Genomic DNA, 12,353 nt, shown 5'->3' with positions numbered 1-12,353 from the left:
AATCGCGGCTGTGAAGACAGCAAAACGTTATGCGTTCATAAGGGGGAGTTATGCCGCGGCCGGACCGCTTGCCACCGATGCAGGCGTTATCGATGTTCGAATCCGCCGCGCGTCTCGCGAGCTTCACGGCAGCAGCGCGCGAGCTGGGCTCGACGCAGCCCGCCGTGAGCCAGCGCGTCGTGCAGCTCGAAGAATCGCTCGGCGCGCCGCTCTTCGAGCGCGGGCATCGCGGCGTCACGTTGACGGAAGACGGCGCGCGTCTTTTCGATGCGGTGCGTCGCGGTCTCGATCTCATTCGCGCGGCGACATCGGATATCCGCTCGCGTCATGCGCAGCGCACGCTCACGCTCTCGACGGACTTCGGCTTCGCCACTTACTGGCTGATGCCGCGCCTGCCGCAATTCAAGGCGCTGATGCCCGATGTCGATGTGAAGATCATCACGTCGCAGAGCTTGCCGAGCGCATCGGGCGATCATGCGGATGTCGTCATCGTGTTCGGCGATACGCAAGCCGAATGGGGCACGAAAAGCGCCGTCAAGCTCTTTGACGAGCGCGTGATGCCGGTGTGCGGCCCCGCGCTGATCGCGGGCAGAAGCGAGCCCGTTTCGCCCGCCGATCTGCTTGGACTGCCGCTGCTGCATCTCGAACCGACGATCCCCGAGCGCTGGCTTTCATGGAGCGCCTGGTTCGAGGCGCAAGGCCTCGCCGCGCCGCCAACGCAAGGCGGCATCACGTTCAACAGCTATGCGCTCGTCGCGCACGCGGCGGTGATGGGACAGGGCGTCGCGCTCGGCTGGGCGCCGCTCATCGACGAACTCATCGCGACGGGGCAGCTCGTCGCGCTCTGCGATGCGCCGCTCGTCACCGATCGCGGCTATGTGCTCGTGACGCCGCGCGAGCCGACGGCGGCCGTGCGCGCGTTCAGCGAGTGGCTGCTCGACGAATGCGACATTGCCGGCTGACGCTTTCGTACTATCTGCGCGGCGGTTCGCTTCTATCCCGGGCATGCTCGCGTTTGCTCTACTAGCGCGTACCCTCGCCGCATTTCGCGGCGTTGCAACCATTGAATGTGGAGCACGCATGGCAGCCGATTCCCGCTTTGATCAACTGGTGCTTACCGTTTCGTGCCCGAGCGCGGCGGGGCAGGTGGCCGCCATCGTCGGATTTCTGGAGCGGCATCACGGTTATATCGACGAGCTCACCGTCTTCGACGACGACTTATCGGAACGCTTTTTCGTGCGCTGCGTGTTTCATGGCGCGCGACCTGAAGAGGCGCTCGATCTCGCGATGCTCAAGCGCGAATTCGAGCCGATCGCCGTGCGCTTCTCGATGACCTGGGCGATGCACGATCTCGCCGTGCGGCCGAAGGTGCTCATCATGGTGTCGAAACTGGAGCACTGTCTTGCTGATTTGCTGTTCCGCTGGCGCATGGGCGAGTTGAAGATGGATATCGTCGGGATCGGGTCCAATCATGCTGATCTTGCTCATCTAGCCGAGCAGCATGGGTTGCCGTTTCATCATCTGCCCATCACGGCCGATACCAAGTCCCAGCAGGAAGCCCGTTTGCTCGATCTGTTCGAGACGTCAGGGGCGGAGTTGATGGTGCTTGCGCGATATATGCAGATTCTTTCCGGCGAGACGAGTCGCAGGCTTGGCGGGCGCGCGATCAATATTCATCATTCGTTCTTGCCGGGGTTCAAGGGGGCCAAGCCTTATCATCAGGCGCATACGCGAGGGGTCAAACTGATCGGCGCGACGGCGCATTTCGTCACCGATGATCTCGATGAAGGGCCGATCATCGAGCAGGAAGTCGAGAGGGTCGATCATTCTTATGGGCCGGAGCGGTTGTTGGCTACCGGGCGGGATGTGGAGTGCATTACGCTGGCGCGGGCTGTCAAGGCGTTTATCGAGCGGCGGGTGTTTATCAATGGGGAGCGGACGGTGGTTTTGCGGTAGCGCCGGATTCCGGGTTCTTTTTGGTTTATTAGCGCTGCCCCGAAGAACGGCTTTCGCCGGATCCCGTTTTCTTTTTGGTTTATTAGCACGGCCCCTATGCGGGGCAACGCTAATAGACCAACACCAATACGGGACCCGCCAAAAAAAAAGCGCCGCAGGAAATAAAACCCACGACGCTCCAGCGTTGCCCAACGCAAAAAAAAAACCTCACTTAGTCCAGCTATCCACCCGATCCCCATGCGCGCTGATCCACGCATCGGCAGCCGCCTGCGGCTTTTCGCCATTCTGCGTGGCAAGCATCACACTATCGATCTCACCCGGCTTCCACTGAAACTTCTTCAAGAACGCGACCACCTGCGGCGCTTTCTTCTCCAGATCCGGATTGACCACGTTATCCACGTGCTCGGAATCACCGAAAACTTTCTTCGGATCTTCGAGGAATTTCAGCTTGTACTTCGCGAACATCCAGTGCGGCTTCCAGCCCGTCACGATGATCGGCTTGTTGGCCGCCTCCGAACGCGCCAGTTCCGCCGTCATCGCAGAACCTGAGCTCGGCAGCAACTTGTAGTCGAGGTTGTAGGCCTTGATCGCCTCGCTCGTCTTCTGCATCACGCCCGCGCCCGCATCGATGCCGACGATGCGCGAATCGAATTCCGCCTTCTTCGCCTCGAGATCCGACAGGCTGTTGACGTCGACGTTCTCCGGCACGATCAGACCGATCTTCGCGTCCTGAAAGTTCGGACCGAGATTCACCACCTTCGACTTGAAGTTGTTCCAGTACGCGCCGTGCGTGACCGGAAGCCACGCCGAGAGCGTCGCATCCAGATCGCCGCGCGCAACACCCTGCCACATCACGCCGGCCGCAACCGGCACGAGCTGCACCGGATAACCCAGCTTCTTCTCGATGACCCGTGCCGCGACATTCGACGTCGCCACGCTATCGTCCCAGCCCTCGACGTAACCGATTTTGATCGTCGGCTTATCCGCGGCGCTTGCCATCAAGCTCGAAGCCAGGGCGGCAGTCATCGCCCCGAGCACGAGCATTCTTCTCATCGGTTTCATTTGGTTTCCCCTTAGCGGCCCCACGCCGTGTAGCGTACAGAATCACCAGCCAGAATTGGCCCGTAACGCACTTTTCCGACACTCAGTTGTCATGAAACGACGCCCCCCCGATCAGGGCTCCGAGGCCTCTACTTGTCGACGACGAGATCGCTCAAAGGCTTGCTGCAGCACAGCAGCACCATGCCCTGATCGATCTCGCGCTGACGAATGCCACCCGCATGCTTCATGCTCACTTCGCCCGACACGAGCTTCACCTTGCACGTGCCGCACATGCCCTGCGTACACGACGAAGGCAGACGCACGCCCGCTTTCTTCGCCGCATCGAGCACGTGCTCGCCGCTGCCGCATTCGATGTCGCGACGGCTCTTCGCGAAGCTCACCTTGAACTTGGTTTCGATCGTCTCGACAGGTTCCAGTGGCGCCGGTTCGAAGCCGACCGCTTCTTCACGCGCTTCGATGAAATCCGTCTGCGCCGCGAGTGCATCGGCGACATGCGCGGTCGTCAGTTCCGCCGCGACTTCTTCGACGACGCCGAACGAAAAGCTCTCCTCGTGATAATGCCTTCGATCGAAACCACCTTCGTCGAGCAGATCGCGCACCGCCTTCATGTACGGCGCGGGACCGCACGTGAAGATTTCGCGCTGGAGAAAGTCCGGCGCGATCAGCTTCAGCAACGGCAGGCTCAGAAAGCCCGTCACGCCCGGCCAGCTCGTGCGCGCGCCGATGCGCTCGCACACGAACGACGTGCGAAAGTTCTTGTGATTCGACGCGATCAAATCGAGCTCGCGCGCGAAGATGATGTCGTCGGGCGTGCGCGCGCTGTGCACGAACACGATGTCGGCATCGTCGCCGAGCTCGTGATGCGCGCGGCTCATCGACATGAGCGGCGTGATGCCCGAGCCCGCCGACAGGAACAGGTACTTGCGCGCCGGATGACGCGCGCACGTGAATTCGCCCGATGGCCCGAGCACGCGCACGGTCGTGCCTGCGACGACGTTATCGTGCAGCCAGTTCGACACCTTGCCACCCGGCACGCGCTTCACCGTGATGGAAATCGTGTGGGGGCGAGTCGGCGCGGACGAGATGGTGTAGCAGCGGTTGATCTGCTCGCCGTCGATATCGAGTTCGAGCGTGATGAATTGCCCCGGCTCGAACACGAACGTGCGTTCGCCGGGCGCCTTGAAGAAAAAGCTTTTGACGTCGTGCGTTTCCTGCCGGACGTGACAGCAGACGAGCGTCTCGTCGGTGTCGCAATCCCAGCGCATGGGCAGCGTTCCCCAGAACTTCGGCTGGGTCACGCGGCTTTCGGTCGGCTCGAACGTAGCCTGATCGCGCATCATGTTCTGCTCCTACTACGACTGCTTTAGCGCATGAAGGAAACGACTTTCTCGCCGCGCGACGCATCGACGCCGCCGTGCTCCGGCGTGTCGGCGTAATCGACAAGACGTCCGATGTACCACTCGCAAAACTTCTCGACGAGTCCTTCCGTGAACGGCGAATACGGACCGGGCTGGTACGCGTTGCTCGCGACGCCGAGTTGCGAATACTCGACGAGCGTGCGGTCCTGATCGTTCGTCGCGCGCCACACGGCGGTGAGGTTGTCGACGTCGTAATCGATGCCTTCGCGCGCATCCTTGTGCACGAGCCATTTCGTGCGCACGAGCGTTTCACCCGATGCAAGCGGAATCACGCAGAACGTCACGATGTGATCGCTCATGAAGTGATGCCACGAATTCGGCTGCGTCCAGAACGACAGCCCGCCCAGGTCCGCGCGTTCGAAACCGCCGAGCAGTTTCTTCGATGCGACCTTCGCGTCGAGCGTCTGCGATTCGCCTTCGCGGTCGAGCGGCAAACGTTGCGTGCGAAAGCCCGTCACGAGATCCGCGAGGCGTTCGATTTCGGCGGACGGCAGGCACATCGCTTCCCATTGCTTCGTGCGCTCTTCGACGGTCTTCTCGAACGCCGCCATGCCTTCTTCGTTGGCGGGCGAGCGCTGATAACCGAAGCCGTATTCGTAGAGCGAAATGGTCAGCTCCGGATGGTTCGCGACGCAGTGATAACACTCGCGATTGTTCTCCATCGTGAGCTTCCAGTTGCCCTTCTCGACGATGTCGATGCTCGCCGCGATCTTCGTATCCTTCAGGCCATGCGGCGCGAGATACGGCTCCATCGCTTCGCGCATCACGGCGAAGTCGGCGGGCGGTTCGTCGGCGAGGCAGATGAAAATGAGGCCGGCCAGATTCTGCACGTGCACTTTCTTCAGGCTGTGCTTGCAGCGGTCGAACTGGTCGCCCATGTGCTCGGCGAACATCAGGTCGCCGGAGAGGTTATAGGTCCAGCTGTGATACGGGCACACGATATTGCCGAGCGAACCCTTCTCCTGATTGCACAGGCGCGCGCCGCGATGACGGCACACGTTGTAGAAGGCGCGGACCTCCATGTCGTCGTCGCGCACGATCAGGATCGAATCGTTGCCGATCTCGATGGTGGTGTAATCGCCCGGCTCGGGAATGTCCGGTTCGACGGCGACCTGAATCCAGGTCTTGCGGAAAATGGCATCGAGGTCGAGCGCGTGAATCTCTTCGCTCGTGTAGAACGGCGCCTCGAGCGTATGGCCCTTTTTGCGGCGTTCGATCAAAGCGCGAACGTCTGCCGAAACTTTCATCGTGTGCTCCGTTTTGCGTCACGTCTGGTGCCCCGCCAAACACCTTTGAACGCGGGCTGCTGCTTTCTTGTGTGGGTCAAGACCTAGTAATCGACGAGTTGATGCTCGCGCAAATACGCCAGAATCACTTGTGCTTTTTCGACGGAACTCCCTTCAATTACGACGCTGCCGCCGCGGCTTTCGGTCGTCGTCGCGCCGAGCATGCGCGCGTGGCCCGAGCGCTTCTCGGGCGCGGCCAGTTTCCTCGGCTTCGCCGTAATCGGGCCGATGCTCCATGCCGCGCTTTCCTTGTCGGCGGGCGCACTCGCCGCGACCGGCGCAACGCGGCCTTCGCACATGCGCGCATACGCATAGCGCGGCGCGGCGTTGGCGAGCGGATGCACGGCGACGAGCGCGGGCAGCGTCGTGCGCACGCGGCGGCGCAAACCCTTCGGCATGAACTGCCGCACTTCGACGCCTTCCTTCGTCACGTTGACATCGACGGCCGCGCCGACGATCGGCACGTTCAGCGCATCCGCGAGCTTGTAGGGCAGCGTGCCGCTGTCAAATGCGCCTTCGGCGCGCGTGCCGGTGAACACGAGGTCGTAGCCCGCGAGCCGGCTACCGAGCGCGGCGCACGCGTCGCCTTGCGTATTGAGCACTTCGACTTTCGGCGCGCCGAGCGCGAGATATTCCGCGAGCGCCGGATTAGCGGGATCGCCTGCATACAGCACGTCGAGTTGCGCGCGCTGCGCCTTCGCGATGTCGATGGCGATCGCGAGCGCTGCCGCATCGTTGCGGCTATAGCGCGGCGCGCCGCTCACGGGATGACGCCCGGTGGAAACGAGAACGGCGATCTTCATGCTGCAACTCCCTCGGCAACGTGCGCGGTTTCCACGATCGACGCGCCATTCGCACGCGCGGCGCGCGCGGCGGCGGCGGCATCGGTCAGCGCCTTGATCGTTTCCTGCGTGTCGGCGACGATCGTGAGATTCGCGCGCTTCGCGATCGGCGCGCTCGCATCGAGATTCACGGCGATCACGTGACGGCAATCCTTGATGCCCTGCAAGTGCTGCACGGCGCCCGAAATGCCGAACGCGATATACACGCTCGCCTCGACGGTCTTGCCCGTTGCGCCGATCTGTTTGTCGCGCGTGAACTTGCCATCGTCGACGGCGACGCGGCTCGCACCGATCGCCGCTCCCAGCGTGCCCGCCAGCGCCTCGAACGCGGCGATGTCGGTTACGCCGTTGCCCGCCGACACGATGAAGTCCGCTTCTTCCAGCGCGACCTGGGCGGCGTCCATTTCCTCGATGCCGAGATCGATATAGGCGCTCGCTTTCGATGCCGGCACGATGCCTTCCGGACTCGCCGCCTCGCCCGCGCCGACGAACGGCAGCTTCGCATCGACGGCATTGGTTGCAAGCAAAACGACATCGGGCAATGCGCGCGATGCGAGCGCGCGCCCCGCATGCGCATACGACGCGACATGCGCCGCATCCAGCTCGACGACCTGCGTCGCGAGCGACGCATCGGCGCGCGCCGCGTAACGGCGGCCGAGATCGCCGTCGCCGGTCGCGTTGTCGGGCATGAAGATATGCGCGGGCGCGAACGCCGCGACGCATGCCGTCAACGCCCGCACTTCTTCATCGGGCGCGTAGTTGCGCCGGTCGAACGCGGGCAGTTCGATATAGCGATCCGCGCCCAGCGACGCGGCATCGTCCTTGAATTCGCCGAACGCGATCAGCACCACTTCGGTCTGATCGTCGGCGAGCAAGGCGGCGGCGGCGAGCGCCTGGCGCGCGTGATCGTCGAGCGCGCCGCGATCCGTATGCGCCGCGACGAGCAGCGAGCGCGTCGCGGGCTTCGTCGTGCGGCGCGGCTTCGCTGCGTCCTTGTGACCGCCATGCGTGAATTCCAGCACGACGCCATTGCCGGCTTCACCGAGCGTGATGCGCTTGAGCCCCGCCGACGTGACGATGAACGGCCGGCGCGGATCGATTCGTTTGATGTCGTTCATGGACTCACTCCAGCGCCGCGGCGACGAGTTCCGCCACGTCGAGCACTTCGGGACGCGGACCGACCACGCCTTCGAGCATCGCGGTGCATTGCGGGCAACCCACCGCGACCACGTCGGCGCCGACCGATCTCGCATCGGCGATGCGGATATCGGGAATGCGCTGCTTGCCGGGGATATCCGTGAGCGGCGCGCCGCCGCCACCGCCGCAGCAGCGCGCACGCATGCCGTGACGTTCCATCTCGACGACCTTGATGCCGATGGTCTTCAACAACTTGCGCGGCGCTTCCGTTTCGCCGTTGTAACGGCCGAGATAGCACGGATCGTGATACGTGATCTTCTTGTCCGCGAGCACGGCGGCGGCCTTCGGCGAGAGCTTGCCGCTCGCGACGAGTTCGGCCATGAACGCGCTGTGATGCTGCACTTCGTAATAGCCGCCGAGCGCGCGATATTCATTGCGCAGGCTGTGCAGCACGTGCGGATCGGCGGTGACGATGCGGCGGAACTGATACTGCGACAGCGTGTTCATGAGCTTCGATGCGCATTGCTGGAATGTGGCCTCGTCGCCGAGACGCCGCGCCGTGTCGCCGGTATCCGTTTCGACGCCGCCGAGCACCGCATAATCGACGCCCGCCTTGTTCAGCACCTTCGCCAATGCGCGCAGCGTGCGTTGATAGCGCATGTCGAACGCGCCTTCGCCCGCGATCAGCAATACATCCACAGGACGGCCCGGTTGCGCGACCTGCACTTGCAAATCCACCGACCAGTCATAGCGTGCGCCGATGTCGTAACCGTTCTGGCTGCCCGTCTCGCGCAGATTCGCGAGCGTGATCGGACCTTTGCCCGGCACGTCGCCTTCGACGAGCGTCTGATTGCGGCGCATGTCGACGATCGCATCGACGTGCTCGATCAGCATCGGGCACTCCTGCACGCAGGCGCGGCATGTCGTGCAGGACCAGATCGTGTCCGCTTCGATCATCTGCGAGATGAGCGGCTTCGCCGGACCGCCCGTGTGCCTGCCGACGGGAATGCCGGGCGTCGGGCTGCCCGCGTATTGCGAGTCCGAACCGCCGACCATGCCGACGACCAGATCCTGAATCAGCTTCTTCGGATTGAGCGGCTGACCCGATGCGAACGCGGGACACGCGGCTTCGCACTTGCCGCATTGCACGCAGGCATCGAAGCTCAAGAGCTGATTCCAGCGAAACTCGACCGGCTTGCCGACGCCGTATTCCTTCGCGTCGAGCAGGGGCTTTTTCAGGGCGGTCGGCGGCACCACTTCGTGCTCTGTCTTCGCCCTGAAGCGCTCCTGACGCGGATGAAACGCGAGATGCAAGAGACCCGCCATCGCGTGCTTCATCGGGCCGCCCTGCGCCGCGCTGAAGGTCATCGTGTATGCGCCCGCCGCGATCAGCAGCGCCACGATGATCGCGAGCGATCCCGACATCCACGAAGCGGGCAACAGCATGAACAACGCGAGACCCACGGCGAACGAGCCGAGCAAGAGCGGCAGGGTGTCCCACGGGCCACGCGACAGACGCGCGGGCACGTCCTTCGCACGACGGCGCCGGTACACGAACACCGCGCCCGCGAGCATGACGATTGCCGCGAGGAAGATCGCGCGATCGAGCCAAGGCGAGTAGATCGCGAGACCGTAGTTGATGAAGACGAGCGCCATTGCGGCAATCGCGCCGCCCGCGGTCGCGACGTGCGTCTTCGCGATATACGGGTCGCGCGCCACGACATGATGCAGATCGACGAAATAGCGCTTCGGGATGGTGAGCAAGTTCGCCCATCCGTACGCGCCCGCCGTCGTCGCGCGGCCCTCGCGCCAATAGGCTGCGCGCTTCGCCAAGGCGAACGCGAGGCCCGCCACCGAAAGCCACAGCAAAGCGGTGATGACAAACACGGGGTTCATCGTCGAATACCTCGTCAGAAATCTTTGCAGAGGCGCAGCGAATCGTAGATCGCGCTGTGGATGTTGTGCATCGAGATGCAGTCGCCGACGCGGAACAGCAGGAAGCGCCCGTTTCCGAGTTCTTCGCTCAACGACGGCTGCGGTTGCGATGCGAACAACGTGTGCACATCGATCTGCCCGCGATTGAGCGACTCGGGCTTGAGCTTCCAGTAGAGCGCGTCGTTCGGCGTGATGCCGTTCTCGATCACGACCTGATCCACCGCGCGCTCTTCCTGCTCTTCCGTGTACTCGTTGCGGATCACGGCGATCTTCTTGCCGTCTTCCTCGTACACCTTGTCGAGCCAGTAGTTCGGCGTGTGGATCACGCCTTGCGCATAGAGACGCCGATAGAAAATCGGGAACGTGGTGCCGCCGGTGTCGTCGGCGACCTTCACGTCCGGCGTGACGATCTCGACGTTATTGCCCCGCGACGCGATGAAGTCCGCAACGCCCGCGCCCGCATGCGTCGACACGCCGTCGTACACGAGCACGTTCTTGCCCGGCTCGACCTTGCCCGAGAGGATGTCCCACGAACTGACGGCGAGGCCTTCATCGACGCCCCACGCGGGCACCTGGCCCGTGAACGACGAGCCGCCCGTCGCGAGCACGACGATGTCCGGCTTCTCGGCCATGATCATCTTGTCGTCGGCCGCGACACCGAGACGGCGATCGACGCCCAGACGCTTCGTCTCCATGTCGAACCAGCGCACGATGCCGGCCATCTGTTCACGTTGCGGCGCCTTGGCGGCAAGCATGATCTGGCCGCCGACGTAATCGTTCTTCTCGAACAACACGACGTCATGTCCACGCGAACGTGCAACACGCGCCGCTTCCAGACCCGCAGGGCCCGCGCCGACCACGACGACCTTGCGCTTCGGGCCGCGCGTCTTTTCGATGACATGCGGCATCGTCGCTTCACGCGATGTCGCCGCGTTCTGCACGCACAGCACGTCGAGCCCGTTGTACTGACGGTCGATGCAATAGTTCGCGCCGACGCACTGCTTGATTTCGTCCTCGCGGCCATCGCGAATCTTGATGACCATGTGCGGATCGGCGATTTGCGCGCGCGTCATGCCGACGAGATCGACCATGCCGTTCGCGAGCAGGCGCTCGGCCTGGCCCGCATCGCGAATGCTCTGCGCATGCATGACCGGCAGCTTCACGACCGACTTGATGCCCGCCGCCAGATGCACGAACGGCTCGGGCGGCAGCGCCATCGGCGGCATGCAGTTGGCGAGCGTGTTGTGCGTGTCCGCGCCGGAACCGATCACGCCGACGTAATCGATGAGACCGCTTTCGGACATCGCCTGCGCGATCTCCTTCAGGTTGTCGTGAGAGAGGCCGTCTTCGTGGAATTCGTCGCCGCACATGCGCAGCCCGACGCAGAAGTCCGCGCCCACGGCTTCACGCACGGCTTTCAATACTTCCGTGCCGAAGCGCAAGCGGTTCTCCAGCGAGCCGCCCCATTCATCGGTACGAAAGTTCGTGCGCGGGCTCCAGAACTGATCGATCAGATGCTGGTGCGCCGCGGAGATCTCGATGCCGTCCATGCCCGCATCCTTCACGCGCTTCGCGGCCGCGGCGAAGTCGGCGATGATGCGCTTGATCTCTTCCACTTCGATGACCTTCGCGTTGCCGCGATGCACCGGCTCGCGCACGCCCGAGGGCGACATCAGATGCGGCCAGTGCTCGCCGTGCCATGCGGAACGGCGGCCCATGTGCGTCGCCTGGATCATGATGAACGCGCCATGGCGATGCATCGCTTCGGCGAGACGCGACAGCGGATCGATGACCTTGTCGGTCGCGAGATTCACGGACTTCCACCAGCCTTGCGGGCTGTCGATCGAAACCGGACTCGAACCGCCGCACACGGCGAGGCCGACGCCACCCTTCGCCTTCTCCTCGTAGTAACGGATATAGCGATCGCCGGGCAGGCCGCCCGGTTCGGCATAGACCTCCGCATGCGCGGTGCTGACGATGCGGTTGCGCAACGTGAGCTTGTTAAGCTGGAGAGGCTTGAAAAGGTTCGGGTAACGCATTGCGATCGACCTCGGAATGGATGTACTTCGGGCTTGCGCTTACAGCGGCGACACTTCGAACACGCAGTGCTCGTGTCCCTCGGCGGCGCATTGCGTCTCGATCGACTTCGAACGCGGGCCTTTCTTCGCGCTGTCGGGCGCGGTGTCGTTCACCCAGTCCATTGCGCCGGCGAACCAGCCCGCGAACATGTAGCAGAGCTTGCCCTGCTTGCCCGGCTGCTGAAGCACGAACGACGAGTTGCGCAGATGGATGCGTGCATGCGAAGTCGCCGGATCGGCTTCGACGATGTCGAACAAGCCCCAGCCGCGTTGCGACAAACGCTTCAGGTAGTGCTCGAACACGGCCATGCCGCTGATGCCATGCTTCTCCGCTTCCTTGTCGCACCAGTGATACGCAGACTTGTAGCCGGCCTTGTAGAGAATCTCGGCATACGTCTCGCGTCCGAGCGCTTCCTCGACAGCGACGTGATTGTTCGTGAAGAAATGGCGCGGCACGTAGAGCATCGGCAGCGCGTCGGTGGTCCACACGCCGGTTTGCGGATCGACGTCGATAGGCAGTTGAGGTTGCATCGCAGGGTTCCTTTGTATTTGTCGTTGGCGTTCAGACGTTCCAGACTTCGCCGAAGAAGCGCATCCAGTTCTCGCCCATCACCTTCTTGATGCGCGACTCGCTCCAGC

The 12,353-nt window shown here is 63.2% G+C and carries 10 protein-coding genes; 2 read left to right on the top strand and 8 right to left on the bottom strand.

Features of this window, described 5'->3' with window-relative positions:
• Positions 1–50 precede the first annotated feature (50 nt).
• Positions 51–962 carry a choline sulfate utilization transcriptional regulator gene (locus NCS28_RS14415; RefSeq protein ID WP_250514443.1) on the top strand — a complete coding sequence of 304 codons (912 nt, stop codon included), beginning with the start codon at positions 51–53 and terminating at the stop codon, positions 960–962.
• Between the two features lie 118 nt (positions 963–1,080).
• Positions 1,081–1,956, top strand: coding sequence for a formyltetrahydrofolate deformylase (gene purU, locus NCS28_RS14410; protein WP_250514442.1), 876 nt, complete (start codon positions 1,081–1,083; stop codon positions 1,954–1,956).
• Between the two features lie 207 nt (positions 1,957–2,163).
• On the opposite strand, the gene NCS28_RS14405 is transcribed toward purU, so the two are convergent.
• From NCS28_RS14405 to NCS28_RS14370, 8 genes are all read right to left on the bottom strand, one after another.
• On the bottom strand, positions 2,164–3,018 hold the full coding sequence (locus NCS28_RS14405) for a glycine betaine ABC transporter substrate-binding protein (protein ID WP_250514441.1): 855 nt from the start codon (positions 3,016–3,018) through the stop codon (positions 2,164–2,166).
• Positions 3,019–3,146: 128 nt separating this feature from the next.
• Positions 3,147–4,358 carry an FAD-binding oxidoreductase gene (locus NCS28_RS14400; protein WP_502801191.1) on the bottom strand — a complete coding sequence of 404 codons (1,212 nt, stop codon included), beginning with the start codon at positions 4,356–4,358 and terminating at the stop codon, positions 3,147–3,149.
• Positions 4,359–4,381: 23 nt separating this feature from the next.
• Positions 4,382–5,683, bottom strand: a complete 1,302-nt coding sequence (locus NCS28_RS14395; RefSeq protein WP_250514440.1) for an aromatic ring-hydroxylating oxygenase subunit alpha — start codon at positions 5,681–5,683, stop codon at positions 4,382–4,384.
• An 83-nt stretch (positions 5,684–5,766) separates the two neighbouring features.
• Positions 5,767–6,525, bottom strand: a complete 759-nt coding sequence (locus NCS28_RS14390) for an electron transfer flavoprotein subunit beta/FixA family protein (RefSeq protein ID WP_250514439.1) — start codon at positions 6,523–6,525, stop codon at positions 5,767–5,769.
• On the bottom strand, positions 6,522–7,682 hold the full coding sequence (locus NCS28_RS14385; RefSeq protein WP_250514438.1) for an electron transfer flavoprotein subunit alpha/FixB family protein: 1,161 nt from the start codon (positions 7,680–7,682) through the stop codon (positions 6,522–6,524). Before NCS28_RS14385 ends, NCS28_RS14390 begins: the two co-directional genes overlap by 4 nt.
• Before the next feature lie 4 nt (positions 7,683–7,686).
• Complete coding sequence (locus NCS28_RS14380) at positions 7,687–9,597, bottom strand: (Fe-S)-binding protein (protein WP_250514437.1); 1,911 nt, start codon at positions 9,595–9,597, stop codon at positions 7,687–7,689.
• A gap of 14 nt (positions 9,598–9,611) precedes the next feature.
• A complete protein-coding gene (locus NCS28_RS14375; protein ID WP_250514436.1) occupies positions 9,612–11,675 on the bottom strand; it encodes an NADH:flavin oxidoreductase in 2,064 nt (687 codons plus the stop codon).
• 39 nt (positions 11,676–11,714) lie between these two features.
• A complete protein-coding gene (locus NCS28_RS14370; RefSeq protein ID WP_250514435.1) occupies positions 11,715–12,245 on the bottom strand; it encodes a DUF5943 domain-containing protein in 531 nt (176 codons plus the stop codon).
• Between the last annotated feature and the right edge of the window lie 108 nt (positions 12,246–12,353).

Origin of the sequence: Caballeronia sp. INDeC2 (assembly GCF_023631325.1) — a bacterium.
Taxonomy (GTDB): Bacteria; Pseudomonadota; Gammaproteobacteria; order Burkholderiales; family Burkholderiaceae; genus Caballeronia.
This window is presented reverse-complemented; position numbering and strand designations above follow the sequence as displayed.